The sequence below is a fragment of the Simplicispira piscis genome (assembly GCF_054783455.1).
The window spans coordinates 19,970-42,342 of sequence record NZ_BAAGQN010000025.1; the positions used below are offsets into that span (position 1 = coordinate 19,970).

21 protein-coding genes are annotated in these 22,373 nt (G+C 61.4%); 16 read left to right on the forward strand and 5 right to left on the reverse strand.

What is annotated here, in order from left to right:
- Position 1: 1 nt before the first annotated feature.
- The 3 genes from arsD to arsB are packed head-to-tail and all read left to right on the forward strand — an operon-like array spanning position 2 to position 3,186.
- The gene (arsD, locus tag ACYVOC_RS16485) at positions 2 to 364 is read left to right on the forward strand and encodes an arsenite efflux transporter metallochaperone ArsD (protein WP_461162491.1); all 363 of its coding nucleotides are present in this window, start codon (positions 2 to 4) and stop codon (positions 362 to 364) included.
- A 13-nt stretch (positions 365 to 377) separates the two neighbouring features.
- Positions 378 to 2,162 (forward strand): arsenical pump-driving ATPase, encoded by a 1,785-nt coding sequence (gene arsA, locus ACYVOC_RS16490; protein ID WP_461162492.1) that lies wholly within the window; start codon positions 378 to 380, stop codon positions 2,160 to 2,162.
- 1 nt (position 2,163) lies between these two features.
- On the forward strand, positions 2,164 to 3,186 hold the full coding sequence (gene arsB / locus ACYVOC_RS16495; protein WP_461162493.1) for an ACR3 family arsenite efflux transporter: 1,023 nt from the start codon (positions 2,164 to 2,166) through the stop codon (positions 3,184 to 3,186).
- Positions 3,187 to 3,253: 67 nt separating this feature from the next.
- Here arsB and ACYVOC_RS16500 read toward each other — a convergent pair whose 3' ends face one another.
- Positions 3,254 to 4,111: a universal stress protein gene (locus ACYVOC_RS16500; protein ID WP_461162494.1), complete on the reverse strand. Its 858-nt coding sequence runs from the start codon at positions 4,109 to 4,111 to the stop codon at positions 3,254 to 3,256.
- A 239-nt stretch (positions 4,112 to 4,350) separates the two neighbouring features.
- Here ACYVOC_RS16500 and ACYVOC_RS16505 point away from each other — a divergent pair, with 239 nt between their 5' ends.
- The 9 genes from ACYVOC_RS16505 (at position 4,351) to ACYVOC_RS16545 (ending at position 15,442) form a co-directional block, all read left to right on the forward strand.
- Positions 4,351 to 4,734 (forward strand): thioredoxin family protein, encoded by a 384-nt coding sequence (locus ACYVOC_RS16505; protein WP_461162495.1) that lies wholly within the window; start codon positions 4,351 to 4,353, stop codon positions 4,732 to 4,734.
- Between the two features lie 283 nt (positions 4,735 to 5,017).
- A complete protein-coding gene (rimP, locus tag ACYVOC_RS16510; RefSeq protein ID WP_461162496.1) occupies positions 5,018 to 5,596 on the forward strand; it encodes a ribosome maturation factor RimP in 579 nt (192 codons plus the stop codon).
- A gap of 86 nt (positions 5,597 to 5,682) precedes the next feature.
- Complete coding sequence (nusA, locus tag ACYVOC_RS16515; protein ID WP_461162497.1) at positions 5,683 to 7,167, forward strand: transcription termination factor NusA; 1,485 nt, start codon at positions 5,683 to 5,685, stop codon at positions 7,165 to 7,167.
- Between the two features lie 24 nt (positions 7,168 to 7,191).
- Complete coding sequence (gene infB / locus ACYVOC_RS16520; RefSeq protein ID WP_461162498.1) at positions 7,192 to 10,077, forward strand: translation initiation factor IF-2; 2,886 nt, start codon at positions 7,192 to 7,194, stop codon at positions 10,075 to 10,077.
- Positions 10,078 to 10,254: 177 nt separating this feature from the next.
- The gene (gene rbfA / locus ACYVOC_RS16525; RefSeq protein WP_461162499.1) at positions 10,255 to 10,632 is read left to right on the forward strand and encodes a 30S ribosome-binding factor RbfA; all 378 of its coding nucleotides are present in this window, start codon (positions 10,255 to 10,257) and stop codon (positions 10,630 to 10,632) included.
- A gap of 2 nt (positions 10,633 to 10,634) precedes the next feature.
- Positions 10,635 to 11,627, forward strand: coding sequence for a tRNA pseudouridine(55) synthase TruB (gene truB / locus ACYVOC_RS16530; RefSeq protein ID WP_461162500.1), 993 nt, complete (start codon positions 10,635 to 10,637; stop codon positions 11,625 to 11,627).
- The gene (gene typA, locus ACYVOC_RS16535; RefSeq protein ID WP_461162501.1) at positions 11,624 to 13,447 is read left to right on the forward strand and encodes a translational GTPase TypA; all 1,824 of its coding nucleotides are present in this window, start codon (positions 11,624 to 11,626) and stop codon (positions 13,445 to 13,447) included. The genes truB and typA overlap by 4 nt, the downstream gene beginning before the upstream one ends.
- A 67-nt stretch (positions 13,448 to 13,514) precedes the next feature.
- Positions 13,515 to 14,354, forward strand: coding sequence for a DMT family transporter (locus ACYVOC_RS16540; RefSeq protein WP_461162505.1), 840 nt, complete (start codon positions 13,515 to 13,517; stop codon positions 14,352 to 14,354).
- Positions 14,351 to 15,442: an enoyl-CoA hydratase/isomerase family protein gene (locus ACYVOC_RS16545; protein WP_116003586.1), complete on the forward strand. Its 1,092-nt coding sequence runs from the start codon at positions 14,351 to 14,353 to the stop codon at positions 15,440 to 15,442. Before ACYVOC_RS16540 ends, ACYVOC_RS16545 begins: the two co-directional genes overlap by 4 nt.
- A 78-nt stretch (positions 15,443 to 15,520) precedes the next feature.
- Here ACYVOC_RS16545 and ACYVOC_RS16550 read toward each other — a convergent pair whose 3' ends face one another.
- A complete protein-coding gene (locus tag ACYVOC_RS16550) occupies positions 15,521 to 15,922 on the reverse strand; it encodes a COG4315 family predicted lipoprotein (RefSeq protein ID WP_461162502.1) in 402 nt (133 codons plus the stop codon).
- Between the two features lie 89 nt (positions 15,923 to 16,011).
- Positions 16,012 to 16,485, reverse strand: coding sequence for an SsrA-binding protein SmpB (smpB, locus tag ACYVOC_RS16555; protein WP_116003588.1), 474 nt, complete (start codon positions 16,483 to 16,485; stop codon positions 16,012 to 16,014).
- Between the two features lie 135 nt (positions 16,486 to 16,620).
- Between smpB and ACYVOC_RS16560 the strand changes: the two genes are divergently transcribed.
- Both ACYVOC_RS16560 and ACYVOC_RS16565 read left to right on the forward strand, forming a co-directional pair.
- Complete coding sequence (locus tag ACYVOC_RS16560; RefSeq protein ID WP_116005988.1) at positions 16,621 to 17,061, forward strand: type II toxin-antitoxin system RatA family toxin; 441 nt, start codon at positions 16,621 to 16,623, stop codon at positions 17,059 to 17,061.
- A complete protein-coding gene (locus ACYVOC_RS16565) occupies positions 17,054 to 17,404 on the forward strand; it encodes an RnfH family protein (RefSeq protein WP_116003589.1) in 351 nt (116 codons plus the stop codon). Before ACYVOC_RS16560 ends, ACYVOC_RS16565 begins: the two co-directional genes overlap by 8 nt.
- A gap of 18 nt (positions 17,405 to 17,422) precedes the next feature.
- Here the strand turns inward: ACYVOC_RS16565 and ACYVOC_RS16570 are convergent, their stop codons facing one another.
- Entirely contained in the window at positions 17,423 to 17,944 is a 522-nt protein-coding gene (locus tag ACYVOC_RS16570) for a DUF4124 domain-containing protein (protein WP_116003590.1), read from the reverse strand.
- Positions 17,945 to 18,021: 77 nt separating this feature from the next.
- Here ACYVOC_RS16570 and guaB point away from each other — a divergent pair, with 77 nt between their 5' ends.
- Complete coding sequence (guaB, locus tag ACYVOC_RS16575) at positions 18,022 to 19,497, forward strand: IMP dehydrogenase (protein WP_116003591.1); 1,476 nt, start codon at positions 18,022 to 18,024, stop codon at positions 19,495 to 19,497.
- Positions 19,498 to 19,568: 71 nt separating this feature from the next.
- Complete coding sequence (gene guaA, locus ACYVOC_RS16580) at positions 19,569 to 21,209, forward strand: glutamine-hydrolyzing GMP synthase (RefSeq protein ID WP_461162503.1); 1,641 nt, start codon at positions 19,569 to 19,571, stop codon at positions 21,207 to 21,209.
- Between the two features lie 53 nt (positions 21,210 to 21,262).
- On the opposite strand, the gene ACYVOC_RS16585 is transcribed toward guaA, so the two are convergent.
- Positions 21,263 to 22,162 (reverse strand): hypothetical protein, encoded by a 900-nt coding sequence (locus ACYVOC_RS16585; protein ID WP_461162504.1) that lies wholly within the window; start codon positions 22,160 to 22,162, stop codon positions 21,263 to 21,265.
- Positions 22,163 to 22,373 lie beyond the last annotated feature (211 nt).

Genomic DNA, 22,373 nt, shown 5'->3' on the forward strand with positions numbered 1-22,373 from the left:
CATGAGCACCATCCAGATTTTTGACCCCGCCCTGTGCTGCAGCAGCGGCGTGTGCGGCACCGACGTGGACCAGAACCTCGTCAATGCGTCTGCCGACATCGACTGGGCGCGCCAGAGCGGCGCGCAGATCGAGCGCTTCAACCTCGCGCAGCAACCCCTGGCGTTTGCCGAGAACCCGTTGGTGAAAGGCTTTCTGCAGCGCTCCGGCCAGGAAGCCCTGCCGCTCACGCTGGTAACGGGCGAGGTGGCGCTGGCCGGCCGCTACCCCAGCCGCAGCGATCTGGCGCGCTGGGCCGGCATTGCGCTACCTGCCACCGAGTCGCCGTTCGCGGGCAATTGCTGCTCGGGCGGCGCCTGCTGCTGAACCGAAAGACCCTATGAAATTTCTCGACAACGCACCGCGCTTTCTCTTTTTCACCGGCAAAGGCGGCGTCGGCAAGACCTCGCTGGCGTGCGCCACGGCCATGCACCTGGCGGCCCGCGGCCAGCGCGTGCTGCTGGTCAGCACCGACCCGGCGTCAAACGTGGGCCAGGTGTTTGGCCTCGCCATTGGCAACCAGGTGACGGCCGTCCCCGAGGTACCGCGCCTGTGGGCGCTGGAGATCGACCCCCAGGCGGCCGCGCAGGGCTACCGCGACCGCATCGTCGGCCCGGTGCGCGGCGTGCTGCCGGACGACGTGGTCAAGGGTATTGAAGAGCAGCTCTCGGGCGCCTGCACCACCGAGATTGCCGCGTTTGACGAATTCACTGCGCTGCTGACCGACGACAGCCTGGACGCGCGCTACGAGCACATCATTTTTGACACCGCCCCCACCGGCCACACCATCCGCCTGCTGCAACTGCCGGGGGCCTGGAGCGGTTTTCTGGAGTCTGGCAAGGGCGATGCCTCATGTCTCGGCCCGCTGGCTGGGCTGGAAAAGCAGCGCAGCCAGTACGCGGCGGCTGTGGCGGCGCTGGCCGACGGCACGCGCACCCGGCTGGTGCTGGTGGCCCGCGCGCAGCAGTCCACGCTGCGCGAGGCCGCGCGCACGCACGGTGAACTGCACGCCATCGGTTTGGGTCAGCAGTACCTGGTGGTCAATGGCGTGTTTCCGCCCGGCGAAGCGGCGCAAGACCCGCTGGCCGCTGCCATCTGCCGGCGCGAGCAGGCCGTGCTCGCCGCCATGCCGCCCGCCTTGCAGGCGCTGCCCACCGATCTCGTGGCGCTCAAGCCCTTCAACCTGGTGGGGCGCGAGGCCTTGCGCCAGTTGCTGGTGGAAACGGCGGTGGCGCCAGTGCCTGGCGATGCCGGTGCGCAACCCGACATCGACCTGCCGCGCCTGGCCGCGCTGGTGGACGGCATCGCCGCCGACGGCCACGGCCTGGTGATGCTGATGGGCAAGGGCGGCGTCGGCAAGACCACGCTGGCCGCCGCCGTCGCGGTGGAACTCGCGCACCGGGGCTTTGCGGTGCATTTGTCCACATCCGACCCGGCGGCCAACCTGGAGCAAACGCTGGGCGGCGCGCTGGAGAACCTCACCGTGAGCCGCATCGACCCGCACGAAGTCACCGAGCGCTACCGCCAGCAGGTGCTGGCAGCCAAGGGTGCCAAGCTTGATGCCGCGGGGCGCGCACTGCTTGAAGAAGACCTGCGCTCGCCGTGCACGGAAGAAATCGCCGTCTTTCAGGCCTTCTCGCGCACCATCCGCGAAGCGGGCAAAAAATTTGTCGTGATGGACACGGCCCCCACCGGCCACACGCTGCTGCTGCTGGACGCCACGGGCGCCTACCACCGCGACATCGTGCGCCAGATGGGTAGCACGGGCGTGCACTTCACCACGCCGATGATGCAGCTCCAGGACCCCAAGCAGACCAAGGTGATTCTGGTCACGCTGGCCGAAACCACGCCGGTGCTGGAAGCCGCCAACCTGCAGAACGACCTGCGCCGCGCCGGCATCGAGCCCTGGGCCTGGGTCATCAACAACAGCGTGGCGGCTGCTCGGGTGACCTCGCCGCTGCTGCGCCAGCGTGCCCGCAACGAACTGCGCGAGATCGAGGCCGTCACCACGCAGCACGCCACGCGCTGGGCCATCGTGCCGCTGCTGAGCGAGGAGCCCGTGGGCATTGCGCGCCTGCTGGAGCTTTCCGGGTCTCAATTTCAAGCCCAAGCGGCTGGAGTCTGAAATGGGTCTGTTTGAACGCTACCTGACGGTGTGGGTCGGCTTGGGAATCTTGGCCGGCGTGGGCCTGGGGCTGCTGGCTCCGGGCGCGTTCCAGGCCATTGCCGCCCTGGAACTCGCCCACGTGAACCTGGTGGTGGCCGTCTTCATCTGGGTGATGATTTACCCCATGATGATCCAGATCGACTGGAGCGCCGTGAAGGACGTGGGCAAAAAGCCGCGCGGCCTGTTGCTGACGCTGGTGGTCAACTGGCTCATCAAGCCCTTCACCATGGCGGCGCTGGGCGTGCTGTTCTTCCGCTACCTGTTTGCGCCCTGGGTGGACCCGCAATCGGCCAGCGAATACATCGCCGGCATGATTTTGCTGGGCGTGGCGCCGTGCACGGCCATGGTGTTCGTCTGGAGCCAACTGGTCAAGGGCGACGCCAACTACACGCTGGTGCAGGTGTCCGTCAACGACCTCATCATGGTGGTCGCCTTTGCGCCCATTGCTGCTTTTCTGCTCGGCGTGACGAATGTGACGGTGCCCTGGCAGACATTGGTGCTCTCCACCGTGCTCTACGTGGTGCTGCCGCTGGCGGCGGGCATGGCCACGCGGGCGCTCCTGCAACGGCGCTCGGCGCATGCCGTGGGCGACTTCGTCGCGCGCCTCAAGCCCTGGTCGATCGCCGGGCTGATCGCCACTGTGGTGCTGCTGTTTGGTTTTCAGGCGGGCACCATCGTCGCGCAGCCGCTGGTGATTGCGCTGATTGCCGTGCCGCTCATCGTGCAGAGTTATGGCATTTTTGCAATTACGTGGTGGGGCGCGCGCTGGCTCCGTCTGCCGCACGAGGTGGCTGGGCCGGCGTGTTTGATCGGCACCTCGAACTTCTTCGAGCTGGCCGTGGCGGTGGCGATTTCGCTGTTTGGCCTGCACTCGGGCGCGGCGCTGGCCACGGTGGTTGGGGTGCTGGTGGAAGTGCCGGTGATGCTCTCGCTGGTGGCACTGGTCAACCGGGCGGGGCGCAGAGTTGCGGTGCCTGTCTAGGAAAAATTGTAAGCAAAAATAGCTCTAGCAATTACTGGATAAGCGCAAGCAGCTATCAAAAACAGAGTTATCGCAAAATCAATACAGGCACTTGCGACAACCGCAGCAGCGTGGTTGTGGTGCTACCCACAATCAAGTGGCGAATGCGCGAATGGCCATAAGCGCCCATGACCAGCAGGGCTGCGCCCTGGCTGGCGAGCAGATCGGGCAGTGCTTGCTCGGGTTCGCCGGGCAGCAATTGCGTTTGCACCGCGAACCCGGCTGCGCGCAGTTGTTCGGCTGCAGCAGCAAGTTGCTCCTGCGCCTGCGCAGTGTCTGCGCCTACCATGGCGACGAGCGCAGGTAGGCCCTTGAGCAGCGGGCTGCGCGCCACCATTTCTACCGTTGTGTTGGCTGTGGCGCTGCCGTCATAGGCCACCACAAACCGTTCGGGTGCACTGAATTGCCCGGTGGTTGCCACCAGCACCGGTCGCCGCACGGCCCGTATCACGCGCTCGACATGGTGGTCGAGGTGGATGCGGGCACGCGAGCTGGCTCGGTAATGCGCACCCAGCACGAACAGCCGGGCGTCGGGTTCGAACTCCAGCACCGTGTCGACCAGCTCGCCATGGCGCAAGCGCGCGTCCAGTTGCTGGACCCCGGCTGCAGCGGCATGCTCGCGGGCTTTGGCCAGCATCTGTTCGCCTGCCTCCTGGGCTACTTTGCCGCGTTGTTCGTCCAGGGCGCTCAGTTGCTGCAACAGCACCTCTTGCGCCCCCAGGCCAATGGCGCCGCTGTAGTCACCCACATGGGGCATCTGGGGCGGGCGCTCCAGTACGTGCAGCAATTCCAGCGGTACTTGCAGCCGCAAGGCCGACCAGGCGGCCCAGTCGACCACCGCAGTGGTGGTGTCCAGGCCGTCAATGCAGGCGTAAACCTTGTTCATGGAAGTTCTCCTTGGTGCATGTGTTGTGTGCGCTGATGGCTGTTATGTCTCTGAAATGTGGGTGGCCTAGCTTCCAAGCGTACCCGGTGTACCACTTCACGCAAAGCCCAAACGCCCACGGGCGTCTCGGACAAAGCGAGAACTGCCTGGCTCAGGTGGGGCAGCTGCGCGCGTGATTCTCGCGGGCGATCCGGGTGTGGGTACCATCGGTGCCAGTCCAACCCGAAGGAGTAGTGTTGATGGAAAGCCCGGCTGCGACGCCCGCCCCCGCCCCCTTGGCTTCGGCCAGCCCATGGTGGGTGGTGTGCCTGTGCGCGCAATGGTGTGGCACTTGCCGCGACTACCGCGCCTTGTTCGATCGCCTGGCCCATGAGCATCCCTCTACGCACTTTGTCTGGATTGATATTGAGGATGAGGCCGATGTGGCCGGTGATCTGGATGTGGAAACCTTCCCCACCCTGCTGATTGCCGACGGCCAGACCGTGCGCTTTCTCGGGCCCTTGCTACCCCAGGCGGCCGTGCTGGCGAGGCTGCTGGAGAGCCTGCAGGCCGGTTCTGGGAGCTTGCAAGCAGACGCCCAAGCCCAGGCGGTGTTTGAGCGCGTGCTTGCAGCCCATGGCTGACAGTGCGCACTGTGAACTATTATTTTGATAGCTGCAGGCGATTGATGGTAAAGCGCGCAGCCCGGTTTTTGTCATAAATTAAAGCGCCTGCAGCGGGTGGCGTGCAGGACGATCAAAAGAGTGAGTGCCGCTTTGCAAATCAAGGCGTTACAGGCTACAATACGCCCCTCACGACCAAACGGGCGGGTACCAACCGCCCGTTTTTTTTGGCCGTTTGCTTTTGGAGCTCGAGGCCTCAGGGGGTTATCGGGTTTTTTGTTTTTCCGGGACTGAATCAAACAACGTGGCACTGCAGCAAATCGTCGAGCAAATTGTCGCTGGCCTGGGCTATGACCTGGTCGAGATCGAGCGTTGCCCGGGTGGCTTGCTGCGCATCACTATTGATCTGCCATGGGCGGCGCCTGTGGAGGGTGAGGAGCCTTTGCCAGAACAGTTCATCACCGTGGAAGACTGCGAAAAGGTCACGCGCCAGCTGCAGTTTGCACTGGAGGTGGATGCGGTGGAGTACGCGCGGCTGGAGGTGTCCTCGCCCGGTATTGATCGGCCTTTGCGCCATGAGCAGGATTTTCAGCGCTTTGCAGGATCGGTGATCGACATTGTGCTCAAGGCGCCCATGGGGGCGGCAGCAGCAGGGCAGGTCAGCCCCCTGCGCAAGAAATTTCGCGGCACGCTTTCGCGTGCCGAGGCGGGTGGCTGGCAAATCATCTGGAGTGATGAGCCGCCGATCAAGCCGGGCCAGAAGGTCAGCGCAAAGCGCGCGCCGGCCCCGTTGCAGGTGCTGGGTTTTACGCTGGACGAGTTGCGCGATGCGCGGCTGGCGCCCATTGTCGATTTCAAGGGTCGGGGGGCGAAACCTGGGTGAATTCCGGGTTGCGTCGCTGGATGGATGGTTGCCGGGACTGCCGCAGAGCGGAGATTCCGGGGTGATAGAAACAGGAGAGTCGTTGCATGAATCGCGAATTGTTGATGTTGGTTGAAGCCATTTCGCGCGAGAAGAGTGTCGAGCGCGATGTGGTTCTGGGTGCCGTTGAGGCCGCCCTGGCCCAGGCGACGAAAAAACTGTACTCAGGCGAAGTCGATATCCGCGTTGCGGTGGACCGTGACAGCGGCAACTACGAAACCTTCCGTCGCTGGCTGGTGGTGCCTGATGATGCGGGTCTGCAGAACCCGGAAGCCGAAGAAATGCTCATGGACGCCCGCGAGCGCGTACCAGATGTCGAGGTGGGTGAGTACATCGAAGAAGGCATTGAATCGGTGCCCATCGGGCGCATTGGCGCCATGGCGGCCAAGCAGGTCATTCTGCAAAAAATTCGCGATGCCGAACGCGAGATGCTGCTCAACGACTTCATGTCGCGCGGCGAAAAGATTTTCACCGGCACCGTCAAACGCATGGACAAGGGCGACCTGATCGTTGAATCCGGCCGTGTCGAAGGCCGTCTGCGCCGCAGCGAGATGATCCCGAAGGAAAACCTGCGCAGCGGCGACCGTGTGCGCGCCATGATCATGGAGGTGGATCTGACGCTGCGCGGCGCACCCATCATCCTTTCGCGCTCGGCGCCCGAGTTCATGGTGGAATTGTTCCGCCATGAAGTCCCCGAAATCGAGCAAGGTCTGCTGGAAATCAAGAGCTGCGCCCGCGATCCCGGCAGCCGCGCCAAAATTGCGGTTCTGTCGCATGACCGCCGCGTGGACCCCATCGGCACCTGTGTCGGTGTGCGCGGCACCCGTGTTAACGCCGTCACCAACGAGCTCGTCGGCGAACGCGTGGACATCGTGCTGTGGTCCGAAGACCCTGCCCAGTTCGTCATCGGCGCCCTGGCCCCGGCCAACGTGCAGTCCATCGTGGTGGACGAAGAAAAACACGCCATGGACGTGGTGGTGGACGAAGAAAACCTCGCCATCGCCATCGGCCGCGGCGGCCAGAATGTGCGCCTGGCATCCGACCTCACCGGTTGGAAAATCAACATCATGGACGCCGCCGAGTCGGCCCAGAAGCAGGCTGACGAGACCGATACGGCCCGCCGTCTGTTCATGGAAAAGCTCGATGTGGACCAGGAAATTGCCGACATTCTCATCGAAGAAGGTTTCAACAGCCTGGAAGAAGTGGCCTATGTGCCCTTGCAGGAAATGCTGGAGATCGAGAGTTTTGACGAGGAAACCGTCAATGAACTGCGCGCTCGTGCCAAGGATGTGCTGCTGACGATGGAAATCGCCCGCGAAGACAGCGTGGAGAACGTTTCCCAGGACCTGCGTGACCTGGAAGGCGTGACCCCGGAATTGGTCGCCAAACTCGCCGAAGGCGGCGTACATACACGTGACGATCTGGCCGATTTGGCCATTGATGAACTGACCGAACTGACCGGACAGTCTGAAGAAGAAGCCAAGGCCTTGATCATGAAGGCGCGCGAACACTGGTTCGCGGGGCAAGAGTAAAGGTCAGGGAGGCACGAACCACATATGTCCAGTAATACCGTCGTCGAGTTTGCAACCGAACTCAAGAAAACCCCGGAAGTCCTGCTTGAACAACTCAAGTCAGCAGGGGTCGTCAAGACCGCTTCTTCCGATGTCCTGACCGAGTCAGATAAGCAAAAGCTTCTGGCGCACCTGCAGGCCAGCCATGGTGTGGCCCAGGGAGACCGCAAGAAGATCACGCTGGTGACCAAGTCCACCAGCGAGATCAAGCAGGCGGATGCCACCGGCAAGGCGCGCACCATCCAGGTGGAGGTGCGCAAAAAACGCACCTTTGTCAAGCGAGACGAGAGCGCTGAAGCGCCCGCCAGCGAATCGGCCGCAGTGGCTGAAGAGCAGGCCGCCGCGCCTGCACCAGCCCAGGCCCCCAACCCTGAATTGGTGCGTCGTGAAGAAGAGGCGCGCCGCCAGGCAGAGTTGATCAGTCGCCAGGAAGTTGAATTGGTTGAAAAGCGCCGCGAACGCGAAGCGCGTGAGCAGCGTGAACGCGAAGCCGCCGAGCGTGCAGCCGCCTACGCAGCCCAAGAAGCCGACAAGAAAGCCCAGGCCTCTGCCGTGAAGCAGGAGGCCACCCGCGAGCAAGCCGCCGAAGCCGCTGCACGCGTGGCTGCGCAGACCGAGGCGCGTGAAAAGGCCGAGGCCGAGTCTCGTGCCCGTGCCGAGGAAGAAAACGCCCGCGCCAGCGATCTGGATGAGCGCCGTCGCAAGGCGCTGGAAGAAGCCGCCGCCATCCGTTCGATGATGTCGACACCTGCCAAGGTGCTGGTGGCCAAAAAGCCCGAAGAACCCAAGCCCGCAGTGCGTGCTGTGGGTGCGGATGCCAAGAAGGGCACCCTGCACAAACCCGCAGGCACGCCAGGCACCGCTCCGCGCGGTCCCGCCGGTGCTGCACCTGCTGCGGGCGCTGGCAAAGAAGTCAAGTCGGCCAAGCTGTCCTCCAGCTGGGCCGGCGATGCGGCCAAGAAAAAGGGTATTCCTACCCGTGGCGATACCTCGGGTGGGCGTGGTCCAGCCGCCGGTGCATGGCGCAGCGGCGCACGCGGAGGCGGTGGCCGACGTGGCAACGATCGCGGTGACCGCTCCGGCCAGCATACGCACGCCGCACCGACCGAGATGCGCATCCTCGAGGTGCACGTGCCTGAGACCATCACCGTGGCCGAACTGGCGCATAAGATGGCGATCAAGGCGTCCGAGGTGATCAAGGCGTTGATGAAGATGGGCCAGATGGTCACCATGAACCAGCCGCTGGACCAGGATACCGCCATGATTGTGGTGGAAGAAATGGGCCACAAGGCGGTTGTGGCGGCACTGGACGATCCGGAAGCCTTCACCCAGGACGAGGCCGAACACAAAGATGTCGAGTTGCTGCCGCGTGCTCCCGTGGTCACCGTCATGGGCCACGTGGACCACGGCAAGACCTCGCTGCTCGACTACATCCGGCGCACCAAGGTGGCGACAGGTGAAGCCGGCGGCATTACGCAGCACATCGGCGCTTACCATGTGGAAACACCGCGCGGTATGGTGTCCTTCCTCGATACCCCCGGTCACGAGGCGTTTACCGCCATGCGTGCCCGCGGTGCGCAGGCTACCGACATCGTTATTCTGGTGGTTGCGGCCGACGACGGTGTCATGCCCCAGACCAAGGAAGCCATCAAGCACGCCAAGGCGGCCGGTGTTCCTATCGTGGTGGCCATCACCAAGTCCGACAAGCCCGATGCCAACCCCGACCGTGTCAAGCAAGAGCTGGTGGTCGAAGAGGTGGTGCCTGAAGAATACGGCGGTGATTCACCCTTCGTGCCCGTGTCTTCCAAGACCGGCATGGGTATCGACACCCTGCTGGAGCAGGTGCTGTTGCAGGCCGAGGTGCTCGAACTCAAAGCGCCGGTGGATTCGCTGGCCAAGGGTCTTGTGATTGAAGCGCGCCTCGACAAGGGACGCGGCCCAGTGGCCACGATCCTGGTGCAGTCCGGCACGCTGAAGGTGGGCGATGTGGTGTTGGCAGGCCAGACCTTTGGCCGCGTGCGCGCCATGCTGGACGAGAACGGCAAGCCAGCCAAGACGGCTGGTCCTTCGATTCCGGTTGAAATCCAGGGTCTGACCGAAGTGCCGCAAGCCGGCGACGAATTCATGGTGCTGACGGACGAGCGCCGTGCCCGTGAAATCGCGACCTACCGTGCGGGCAAGTTCCGCAATACCAAGCTGGCCAAGATGCAGGCAGCCAAGCTGGAGAACATGTTCTCGGACATGACGGCAGGCGAAGTGAAGATGCTGCCTATCATCGTCAAGGCCGACGTACAGGGTTCGCAGGAAGCGCTGTCGCAGTCGCTGCTCAAACTCTCGACCGACGAGGTCAAGGTGCAGCTGGTTTACACCGGTGTGGGTGGTATCAGCGAGTCCGACATCAACCTGGCAATTGCGTCGAAGGCCATCGTCATCGGCTTCAACGTGCGTGCCGACGCCGGTGCGCGCAAGCATGCCGAAGCCAATGATGTCGATCTGCACTACTACGGCATCATCTACGACGCGGTGGATGACCTGAAGGTGGCGATGTCCGGCATGCTGGCTCCCGAGCAGCGCGAAGAAGTCATCGGTACGGCCGAGATTCGTACGGTGTTCGTGGCGACAAAAATCGGCACGATTGCCGGTTCGTACATCACGTCCGGTATGGTCCATCGCAATGCCAAGTTCCGTTTGCTGCGCGACAACGTCGTGGTCTACACAGGCGAAGTCGATTCGGTCAAGCGCCTCAAGGACGATGTCAAGGAAGTCAAGGAAGGCTTCGAGTGCGGTATCAAGCTCAAGAACTACAACGACATCAAAGAAGGTGATCAGCTGGAGTTCTTCGACATCAAGGAAATCGCCCGGACGCTTTGATGCAAAGTTCTCGCATTCCCTTCAGCCAGCGCCTCGTCAGCGAGGCATTGCACACAGCCTCTCCGAAGGCTGCGGAGCAAGCCATGCCAGCGGGCGCCATGGAACTGGCTTTGCCAGGCCATGGGCGTCGTCCCCCTGCAGGGGGAAGGCGTGCAGCGACTCAGAGGGGGAATTGATATGGCTGCAAAGAAATCTGCTACCCCTAACCGCGCCTTCAAGGTGGCCGATCAGATCCAGCGTGATCTGACGGAGCTGATCGCGCGCGAGTTGAAAGACCCGCGCGTGGGCATGGTGACGTTGCAGGGCGTGGAGGTGACTCCCGATTACGCTCACGCCAAGGTCTATTACAGCCTGCTGACCGGAGACCCGCAGCAGACGCAGGAGGCTTTGAGCCAGGCGGCGGGTTTCCTTCGCAGCGGGCTGTTCAAGCGGCTGCACATCCACACGGTGCCGACCTTGCACTTCGTTTTTGACCGCACGCAAGAGCGTGCCGCCGACATGAACGCCTTGATCGCCAAGGCGATCTCTTCCCGAGCCAAAGAAGCGGACGAATAGCCATGAACGCGCCGCGCACGAGGGTCGTCCGGCGCCCTGTGCACGGGGTGCTGTTGATCGATAAACCGCTGGGCATGACCAGCAACCAGGCCTTGCAAAAGGCCAAATGGTTGCTGCGCGCTGAAAAAGCGGGCCACACCGGTACGCTCGATCCACTGGCCAGTGGCGTGCTGCCCCTGTGCTTTGGCGCTGCCACCAAGTTCAGCCAGTTGCAGCTGGAGGCCGCCAAGACCTACGAAGCTATCGCCCTGCTGGGCATGACCACGACCACCGGTGACGCCGAGGGCGAAGTGTTGCAGCAGCAAGCTGTGGAGCCCAGCCAGATCACCCCCGAGCGCTTGGCTGCAGTGCAGCAGCAGTTCACCGGTAACATCGTGCAGGTGCCGCCCATGTACAGCGCGCTGAAGAAGGATGGCAAAGCCCTCTACGAATACGCACGCGCAGGCGTAGAAGTCGAGCGTGCACCGCGTCCAGTGGTAATTCATGCATTAAATCTGGCTCTAACGCACACTGAGAAAGCGCAAGCAGCTATTAAAATAATAGTTACTTGCAGCAAGGGTACCTATATTCGCACGCTGGGTGAAGACATTGGTGCCGCGCTGGGTTGTGGCGCGCACTTGGTCTTCTTGCGGCGCATCGATACGGGGGGCATTGGTGTGGAGCGTTGCATCACGCTGGCGCAACTCGAAGCCATGGATGAGGACGAGCGCCTGGCCTGCCTGGAGCTGCCCGAGTCCTTGCTGGTGCACCATGAGCGCATCACACTCGACAGCGAGAATGCCGGGCGCTTTCTCTCGGGCCTGCGCCGCCGTGGTCCCTGGCCCGACACGCCCGCTGTGGCAGTGTTCGGCCAACAGCCCCACGCCCTGCTGGGTGTGGGTCATATCGCCGGGGGGGAGCTGGTGCCCGACAGGCTCCTGAGTCCGCTGGAAATTCAACAAATCCTTGAAAACACGCCGCGTTTAAAAGCCAGCGGCACATTGGAAAAACTATGAGCAAACAAATCCGCAACATCGCCATCATCGCCCACGTGGACCATGGCAAAACCACCATGGTCGACCAGTTGCTGCGCCAGTCCGGCACCTTCGCCGAGCACGAAAAGGTCGTTGACACGGTGATGGACAACAACGCCATTGAGCGCGAGCGCGGCATCACCATCCTGGCCAAGAACTGCGCCGTGAGCTGGGAAGGCACCCACATCAACATCCTGGACACGCCCGGCCACGCCGACTTCGGCGGCGAGGTGGAGCGGGCCCTGTCCATGGTCGACGGCGTGGTGCTGCTGATCGACGCGCAAGAAGGCCCCATGCCACAAACGCGCTTCGTGACCAAGAAGGCGCTGGCCCTGGGCCTCAAGCCCATCGTCGTGGTCAACAAGGTGGACAAGCCCGGTGCGCGCCCCGATTTTGTGGTTAACGCCGCTTTCGATCTGTTCGACAAGCTCGGTGCCACCGATGAACAGTTGGACTTCCCCGTGGTCTATGCCTCGGGCATCAACGGCTGGTCGTCGCTGGAAGAAGGTGCGCCCGGCGAGCAATGGGGCCCCGACATGTCGGCCCTGTTCAACACCGTTTTGAAGCATGTGCCCACCCAAAAGGGTGATCCGAATGCGCCGCTGCAAGTGCAGATTTCCGCGCTCGACTTCTCGACCTTCGTGGGCCGCATTGGCGTGGGCCGCGTGAGCCAGGGCACCATCAAGCCCAACACCGACGTGCTGGTCATGGAAGGCCTGGACGGTAAATCCTACAAGGGCCGCATCAACCAGGTGCTGACCTTCCAGGGGCTGGACCGTGTGCAGGTGACGGAAGCCGGCCCGGGCGAAATCGTGCTCGTCAACGGTATTGCCGACTTGGGCATTGGCGTGACCCTTACCGATCCGCTCAACCCGTCGCCGCTGCCGATGCTCAAGGTCGATGAGCCGACCCTGACCATGAACTTCTGCGTGAACACCAGCCCGCTGGCAGGCCGTGAAGGCAAGTTCGTGACCAGCCGCCAGATCTGGGACCGCCTGCAGCGCGAGCTGCGCTCCAACGTGGCGCTGCGCGTCAAGGAAACCGACGAAGACGGTATTTTTGAAGTCATGGGCCGCGGCGAGTTGCACTTGACCATCTTGCTCGAAGAAATGCGCCGCGAAGGCTACGAGCTGGCCGTGTCCAAGCCGCGCGTCGTGTTCCGTGAAATCAACGGCGAAAAGTGCGAGCCTATCGAGCTGGTGACGGCCGATATCGAAGAAACCCACCAGGGCGGCGTGATGCAGGCTTTGGGCGAGCGCAAGGGCGAGCTGGTGAACATGGAGCCGGACGGCCGCGGCCGCGTGCGCCTGGAATACCGCATCCCGGCCCGTGGCCTGATCGGGTTCACCAACGAATTCATGAACCTGACGCGTGGTTCGGGCCTGATCTCCAACATCTTCGACAGCTACGAGCCCCACAAGGGCGACATCGGCGGCCGTAAGAACGGTGTGCTGATCTCCATGGACGATGGTGAAATCTTCACCTACGCTCTGGGCAAGCTCGATGACCGTGGCCGCATGTTCGTGAAAGCGAATGACCCCGTGTACGAAGGCATGATCATCGGCATTCACAGCCGCGACAACGACCTGATCGTGAACGCCACACGCACCAAGCAGTTGACCAACTTCCGTGTGTCCGGCAAGGAAGACGCGATCAAGATCACGCCGCCCATCGATTTGTCTCTCGAATACGGCGTGGAGTTCGTCGAGGACGACGAGCTGGTGGAAATCACGCCCAAGTCGATTCGTCTGCGCAAGCGGCACCTGAAAGAAAGTGACCGTAAGCGCGCCAGCCGTGATTGATACCGCACAGGCGCCGCTGCGAGCATCGGCCCCTGCGGTCCTCACGCATGCGCGTGCGGTCTGGGTGATGGTGGCGGCCACCTTTATGTGGTCGATTGCCGGCGTGGTGACACGCCAGTTAGAGCATGCGCGCAGTTTCGAGGTGACGTTCTGGCGCAGCGTTTTCACGCTGATCTCGTTGCTCATCCTGCTGCCTGCACTGCAGGGGCGCACCGCCTTTGCACCGCTGCGCCATGGGGGTCGGGCACTGTGGCTCTCGGGCCTGTGCTGGAGCGTGATGTTCACCGCCTTCATGGTAGGGATCACGCTGATGCCGGTGTCCAACGTACTCGTCACCATGGCTTCGGGGCCCTTGCTTACTGCGCTGGTCGCACGTGTTTTCATTGGTCACCGCATTGCCTCTCGCACTTGGGGCGCCATTGTGGTGGCCGGGCTGGGCATTGCCTGGATGTTTGGCACCCAGGTGCGCGATGTGCCCCTGGTGGGCACTCTGGTTGCTCTGTGCGTGCCGCTGGCCGCTGCCGTCAACTGGACGGTGGTGCAACATGCCCAGCGCCGAGGACACGCGGTGGATCTGATGCCGGCCGTGCTGGTGGGGGCGGTGCTGTCCACTCTGGCCACGGCACCACTGGCTTGGCCCTTTGCCGCATCCTCGCATGATCTTTGGCTGCTGGCCTTTCTGGGTCTGGTGCAGCTGGCTATTCCCTGTTTGCTGGTGGTGCGCTGCGGGCGCGTACTCAAGGCGCCCGAGATGGCACTGCTGGGCCTGCTCGAGGTGATTTTTGGCATTGTGCTAGCCTGGCTGGGCGCTGGAGAGCGTCCGGGGCCTGCCGTGTTGACCGGGGGGGCGTTGGTGATTGGTGCGTTGGTTTTTAATGAAATTTTGGGATGGAAGGAACAGAAATGACGGAGATGACCGGTGAGGTGCTTGCGCAGGTGCGTGGCCAGGTGGGCTGCATAACGCTCAATCGCCCCAAGGCCCTGAATGCCCTTTCGCTGGGCATGGTGCGTGACCTGATGACGGTATTGCTGGATTGGCAGCACGATCCGCGCGTGCTGGCCGTGGCCATCCGGGGTAGCAACAAGGAGGGTGCGTTTGGCGCCTTCTGCGCCGGTGGCGATATCCGCTTTTTGCACCGGGCGGGCAGCACAGGTAATCCTGAGATTGAGGACTTCTTCACCGAGGAATACGCGCTCAACCATCTGATCCACAACTACAGCAAGCCCTATATCGCTTTCATGGACGGCATCGTCATGGGCGGGGGCATGGGGATCAGCCAGGGTGCTGCACTGCGCATCGTTACCGAGCGTACCAAGATGGCGATGCCAGAGACGGCGATTGGCCTGTTTCCAGATGTCGGCGGTGGCTATTTTCTGTCGCGCTGCCCGGGGCATGTGGGCGAGTGGCTGGCCTTGACGGGCGAGACGATTGGTGCGGAGCAGGCCATTGCCTGTGGCCTTGCCGATCGGCGCATCGACCTCGATCAGCAGGAGCCGTTGTGGCAGCTGCTGGGCAGCGAGTCGTTTGCTGACGGCGCCGCGGTCAAAGACTTTGTTTCTTTAAAATTGATAGCTGGTAGCGCAGAGCCAGTAATGTCTAAAGCTGAAATTGACCGATATTTTTCTTTGGACAGCGTGGGTGCCATTGTGGCCGCGCTGGAGGCGGCCGACAGCGATTGGGCACGCACCACGGCGGCCACGCTGCGCAAGCGCTCGCCGCTGATGCAGCATGTGGTGCTGGAGCAAATCCGCCGCGCTCGCAATATGGGTCTGGCCGACGATTTGCGCATGGAACGCGATTTGGTCCGCCATTGTTTTTATCTGCGCCCCGGCCAGAGCGAAACGCTGGAAGGTATCCGCGCGCTGGCCGTGGACAAAGACCATGCGCCGCAGTGGCAGCCAGGGCGTATCGAGGATGTCACGCCGGAGATGGTGGCACCGTTCTTCATCAGCCCGTGGCCAACGCATGCGCATCCGCTGGCGCATTTGCAATAACGGCCTGTGCTGAAACAAAAAAGCGATGCTGGGCATCGCTTTTTTATGCTTGTCGCCCAATGGGCGCGGTCGTTTTGATCAGGGCTTGATGATCTTCCACGCACCGTTCAAGACGCCGTCACCCACCTTGTCGCCGGGTTTGGCGTCTTTGACAAAGTAGTACAGCGGCTGGCCCTTGAACGCCCACTGGCGGGTCCCATCGGTGCGGGTGATGATGCTGTAGTCGCCAGTAGCTTTGGCGGCAGGCGCTGCGGCCAGGGGTGGCCAGTTTTGTGCGCACTGGGCGTAGCAGGCTGAAGTTCCGGCGTTGGTGGTGTCCTTGGCAAAGGTGTACAGGGTATGCCCGTTCGGTCCAATCAGCATGCCATCGCTGCTGCGGGTAGGCATGTCTGGCGTCATTTTTGCCGATGATGAAGAGCCACCCGCGCATCCGGCCAGCAGGGCGGTGGTGAACAGGGATGCAATCAGGATGTTTTTCATGACAGGCTCCTAAAGAAAAGAGGATCAGTTTAGGACTTATCGCCCCGGCACGCTGTCAGGCAAAACGCCGACATGGGCCAGGCACTTCGTCAGCGGTGTTTGCTCTTCATGACGCGCTCGACTTCACGCTTGCCTTCACGGTCTTTGATGGTGTTGCGTTTGTCGTGCTCGGCTTTGCCTTTGGCCAGCGCGATTTCGCACTTCACCCGGCCGTCTTTCCAGTGCAGATTCAGGGGCACCAGGGTGTAGCCTTTTTGCTCGACCTTGACGATCAGGTGCTTGATTTGCTCTTTATGCAGGAGCAACTTTTTGGTGCGTGCGGCTTCGGGGTTGACGTGGGTGGAGGCTGTCTTGAGTGGGTTGATCTGGCAGCCGATCAGGTAAAGCTCACCTTCGCGGATCACCACATAGCCGTCGGTCAACTGCACCTTGCCTTCGCGCAGTGCTTTCACTTCCCAGCCTTGCAGCACCATGCCCGCCTCATGGCGTTCTTCAAAGAAATAGTTGTAGGCCGCTTTTTTATTGTCGGCAATGCGGGAGGAGGTATCGGGTTTCTTGGCCATCGGAAATAGGTGCGTCGGAAGCCGGGAGATCAAAGCGCTCCCTACAATTGCAACCATCGCGCAGCAGCGATTCTAGGGCGTCGTGCCTTGCGCACAGCCTTTGCCCGTTTTTTGTCCGCATCCCAGCGCACCTGCATGAAAACCGTCAACAAGTCTGTTCTGATCTGGTACAGCCCCGAAGAAATGTTCAACCTGGTCACCGGGGTGGACCAGTACCCGCTGTTTCTGCCCTGGTGTGATCGGGCGCGGGTGCTGGAGCAGGACGACAGTGGCATGCTGGCCGAGGTGGGTATCTCGCTCAGTGGCATTCGTCAGACCTTTGTGACCCGTAATCTGCACGACCCGGGGCGACGGGTTCAGATGCAATTGGTCAAGGGGCCATTTTCGCGTCTCGACGGCGATTGGCATTTTCATGGTGTGGGAGATGGTAGCCAGCGTGCTTCGCGTGTCGAGTTGCAGCTGAACTACGGCTTTGATAGCGCACCCTTGGCAGCGCTGATAGGGCCGGTTTTTGACCGCATTGCCGGGAGCATGGTCGATGCCTTCGTCAAACGTGCTGAGCAGGTCTATGGGTGATCCGAGCGCCTCTCAGGCGGTTCTGCACATCACGGTGGTCGCCTCGGCGGCGCCGGGGGACGTGCAGGAATGTATGGTGACCTTGCCAGAGGGGGCCACCGTGGCGGATGCACTGGCCGCCAGTTGCCTGGAGGGCTTGGCACCTTGGCCCGGTGCAGTGTGCGGTATCTGGGGCCGTGTGGTGGAGCAGGACTGCGTTCTGCGCGCGGGTGACCGCGTGGAGATGTACCGCCCGCTCACTGTTGACCCCAAAACGGCCCGGCGGCAGCGTTTTGCGCGCCAGGGTGCCCGCACCACCGGCTTGTTTGCCCGGCAAAGGCCGGGCGGCAAGGCGGGTTATTGACGCCTGGCACACAAGGGATCAGCGTTTGCAGTCGGCGTCAATGATGCCCTGGATGCGCTTGATCTCGGCATTGCGGCCGGCTTCGTCAAGAAAAACCCGTTCGCCCTGGGCGTTGGTCTGCTTCATGGGTGTGCCGGATTCCAGGCCAGCCTTGGCTTGCTGCGCCCGCTTGCAGTTTTCTGCGCGGACAGCGGCCTGCTTTTCGTCCTGAGCCTTCTTTTTGGCTGCCTCGTCGGCTTCAGCCTGGGCCTTCTTCTTCTCTAGCTCCTTGTCCTTACCGGAGGCAGCAGGTGCGCTGGCGGGTTTTGCTGGCGCAGGCGCAGCCGCCGCGTCGGTCTCGCCCGCGTCGTTGGTCGGTGCCGTTCGGGCTGCTGGAACAAAGCGAGGTTGCTTCAGGATCTTGCCTTCTGGAATATCCTGTGGAGGAGCGCGGTCACTGAAAACCTTGCGCCCATCCTTGTCCAGCCATTGCCACTGCGCCATGGCCCCCGCGGACCAAACGCAGACCACTGCCATCAGAATGTATTTGTGCAATTTCATGTTGCAAGTTTATCTCTGAGTGCCAAGCTCGGGGTAACCCCTTGTCACGGGTACAATCTTTCTTTTGGAGCCTTCTCATGCGCCTTCTTGGAAAAGCGCTCACCTTCGACGATGTGTTGTTGGTGCCAGCGTACTCCCAGGTCCTGCCAAAGGACACGTCCCTCGCGACAAAACTCTCCCGCAATATCCAGCTGAATCTGCCTCTGGTGTCCGCCGCCATGGACACGGTGACCGAGGCGCGTCTAGCGATTGCCATTGCCCAGGAGGGTGGCATCGGCATCGTGCACAAGAATCTGACTGCGCAGGAACAAGCCGCTCACGTGGCCAAAGTCAAACGCTATGAATCGGGTGTCGTGCAGGATCCGGTCGTCATCACGCCCGAGCACTCAGTGCTGCAAGTGCTGCAGCTTTCTGAGCAGCTCGGTATTTCGGGCTTTCCTGTGTGCGATGGGGGCAAGGTGGTCGGCATCGTGACCGGGCGTGACCTGCGTTTCGAAACACGCTACGACGTCAAGGTGCACCAGATCATGACGCCCCGAGAGAAGCTCATCACGGTGAACGAGCGTGATGGCACGTCTCCGGCGCAGGCCAAGGCGCTGCTCAACAAACACAAGCTTGAACGTATCTTGGTCGTGAACGACGCCTTTGAACTCAAGGGCCTGATCACGGTGAAAGACATCACCAAGCAAACCAGCTTTCCCAATGCCGCACGCGACGCCTCCGGTCGTCTGCGCGTGGGCGCTGCAGTCGGTGTGGGCGAGGGTACCGAAGAGCGCGTAGAGGCGCTGGTCAAGGCAGGCGTTGACGTGATCGTCGTCGATACGGCGCACGGCCACAGCCGGGGCGTGATCGAGCGGGTGCGCTGGGTCAAGCAGAACTATCCGCAGGTCGATGTGATCGGCGGCAACATCGCTACCGGCGCCGCCGCGCTGGCGCTGGTCGAGGCTGGTGCCGATGCTGTCAAGGTGGGTATTGGTCCCGGGTCGATTTGCACCACCCGCATCGTGGCCGGTGTGGGTGTGCCCCAGATCATGGCGATCGACAGCGTGGCCACTGCCCTCAAGGGCACAGGCGTTCCGCTGATTGCGGATGGTGGTGTGCGTTACAGCGGCGATATTGCCAAGGCCCTGGCCGCTGGTGCCAGCACCATCATGATGGGCGGCATGTTTGCCGGAACCGAAGAGGCTCCGGGTGAGGTCATTCTGTTCCAGGGCCGTAGCTACAAGAGCTACCGCGGCATGGGCAGCATTGGCGCCATGCAGCAGGGCAGTGCGGACCGCTACTTCCAGGAGTCGAGCACGGGCAATCCCAACGCCGACAAACTGGTGCCCGAAGGCATTGAGGGCCGTGTGCCCTACAAGGGCTCCATGGTGTCCATCGTCTACCAGATGGCTGGTGGTGTGCGCGCTGCCATGGGCTACTGCGGTTGCGCCACCATTGAAGACATGAACAACAAGGCCGAGTTTGTTGAGATCACCACGGCAGGCATTCGCGAAAGCCATGTGCACGACGTGCAGATCACGAAGGAAGCACCCAACTACCGCGCTGACTGATACAGCAGCCCCGCAGGCCCGAACCCAGTCCACGGTGTTCGGGCCTTTGTCATTTTTTCCTGTCGCCTGCCATGCAACACCAGAAAATTCTCATCCTTGATTTCGGCTCCCAGGTCACCCAACTCATCGCCCGCCGTGTGCGCGAGGCCCATGTTTATTGCGAAGTGCATCCCTGCGATGTGACCGATGAATGGGTGCGTGATTACGCCAAAGACGGTGCGCTCAAAGGGGTGATCCTGTCTGGTAGCCACGCCAGCGTGTACGAGGACACCACTGACAAGGCTCCTCAGGCCGTATTTGAGCTGGGTATTCCTGTGCTGGGTATCTGCTACGGCATGCAAACCATGGCGCACCAGCTCGGTGGCAAGGTAGAAGGCGGCCACCAGCGTGAGTTCGGTTTTGCTGCAGTACGTGCGCGCGGCCATACTGCGCTGTTGAAGGGCATTGCCGACTTCACCACGTCCGAAGGCCATGGCATGCTCAATGTGTGGATGAGCCATGGTGACAAGGTTACCGAATTGCCCCCGGGCTTCAAGCTCATGGCCAGTACCGACAGCTGCCCCATTGCTGGCATGGCCGACGAGAATCGGCGCTTCTATGGCGTGCAGTTTCATCCTGAAGTTACGCATACCGTCCAGGGCAAGGCGCTTCTCGAGCGCTTTGTGCTAGGTATTTGTGGTGCCACACCCGACTGGGTGATGCGCGATCACATCGCCGAGGCCGTAGCAAAGATTCGCCAGCAGGTGGGTGATGAAGAGGTCATTCTGGGTCTCTCGGGCGGTGTGGATTCGTCCGTGGCCGCGGCGCTCATCCACCGTGCCATTGGCGACCAGCTCACCTGCGTGTTCGTGGACCACGGCCTGCTGCGCCTCAATGAAGGTGACATGGTCATGGATATGTTCGTCGGCAAGCTGCACGCCAAAGTCATCCGCGTGGATGCCAGCGAGCTGTTCCTGGGCAAGCTCGCCGGTGTGAGCGAGCCCGAAGCCAAGCGTAAGATCATTGGCGGTCTGTTTGTCGATGTGTTCAAGGCAGAGGCCGCCAAGCTCAAGGGCGACGGAGCGAAGGGCGAGGCGGGAGGTCGCACCGTCAAAGGCGCGACGTGGCTGGCCCAGGGCACCATCTACCCCGACGTGATTGAATCCGGCGGTGCCAAGAGCAAAAAGGCCGTCACCATCAAAAGCCACCACAACGTGGGCGGCCTGCCAGAGCAGCTGGGCCTCAAGCTTTTGGAGCCTCTGCGCGACCTGTTCAAGGACGAGGTGCGTGAGCTGGGCGTGGCCCTGGGCCTGCCGCCCGAAATGGTCTACCGCCACCCCTTTCCTGGCCCTGGCCTGGGTGTACGCATCCTGGGCGAAGTGAAGAAGGAATACGCCGATCTGTTGCGCCGTGCAGACGCCATCTTTATCGAAGAATTACGCAATTTCACCGACGCTGCGTCGGGCAAGACCTGGTACGACTTGACGAGCCAGGCCTTCACGGTGTTCCTGCCAGTGAAAAGTGTGGGCGTGATGGGCGACGGCCGCACCTACGACTATGTCGTCGCACTGCGCGCCGTGCAGACCAGTGACTTTATGACCGCCGATTGGGCTGAACTGCCTTACGCCCTGCTGAAGAAGGTATCGGGCCGCATCATCAACGAAGTGCGTGGTATCAATCGAGTGACCTACGACGTGAGTTCCAAGCCGCCTGCAACGATCGAGTGGGAGTGATCTGACGCCGGTCTCGGTATGCCTACTTGCTCTATCCAAGGGATAGAGCACCCTTATGCCATGGCTTCGCCGGTGGTGGGATCGTAGCTCTGACCGTCTAGGTCAACAATGAAACCAGTAGCAGAGTCGTACTTTGCAAAACGGTAGTTTCCAGCGCTGTCGCCGTTGATACCTAGAAAGTCGGCTTGCGCAAAAGTGACCCGATTGTTATTGGCAACAATGCCATCAGGCGTCCATTTATTTTGCGTCAACCATTCCGATGCATCTACATCGCTCGGGATGGTGATTTCTCCATCCCTGCTCATTTTATAGAGGGTGGGATCCATATTAAATCCTTCTGCCAGCAAGAGCTGATCTGGATTTTCTCGATAAAAAGCGGCGGTCTCTGCTGGCATTTTCGATAAATCACTTTTAATCAGTGTTGATTTATCAGTCGGTAATGTCGATAATTTCCCGCTGCGTATGCCTTCATAGTCAACGGCGCATTCGGGGTTGTTCTTAAAGAAAACGTAGCGCTTGAATGCTTCGCTGTCTCCACCGCCAAGAGACAGGCCCATTACGTGAATGTAGTCAGGTGCTTTGTAGTCTTCGGCGAATGTATGCCCTAGCCCTTTTTCCCAGTTCTTGAATTCTTCAAAATTGCTGAACGGTGCTTTAACGAGTGCTTCGTTGGATTCTGCAGGTGAATTACGCAAAGGTTTCTGTGTCCCCTGGAAGGCATCTACCGTTGACTGTTGGTTGGCTTTAGTCGAAACGGCGTAAGCAGCAGGGGTCTCCTGAGACTGTTGTGCGGCCGCGGTGAGTGATTTGAGGGTGGCCTGCAGTTCCTGAAGGAATGCGAGCGGATCCTTTGTCGCGTCGTTCTGGGCTGTTCGTTCGACAGCTTTTGACGCCATCGAACTGGACACACCGAGCGATTGCAAGAGGTTTGTGGCTTGGGTAGCGTCGAGCATCGTCCTACTCCTTCAAAGGATCATTGCCCTGAAAGAACCTGAGGGATGTCCTGAACGGTCTTTCAGCGGGATACGTCAATCCTCACTGATTTAAGCAAAGCTAAATCTGGGTTGTGCAAGGTAAAAATCCCTTATTTCAGTGGATTGAATCGCCCCGGCTTTCGTGGAGGCCAGTTGGTTTAAGTCAGGCCACCATCATGGCAGTCTGACT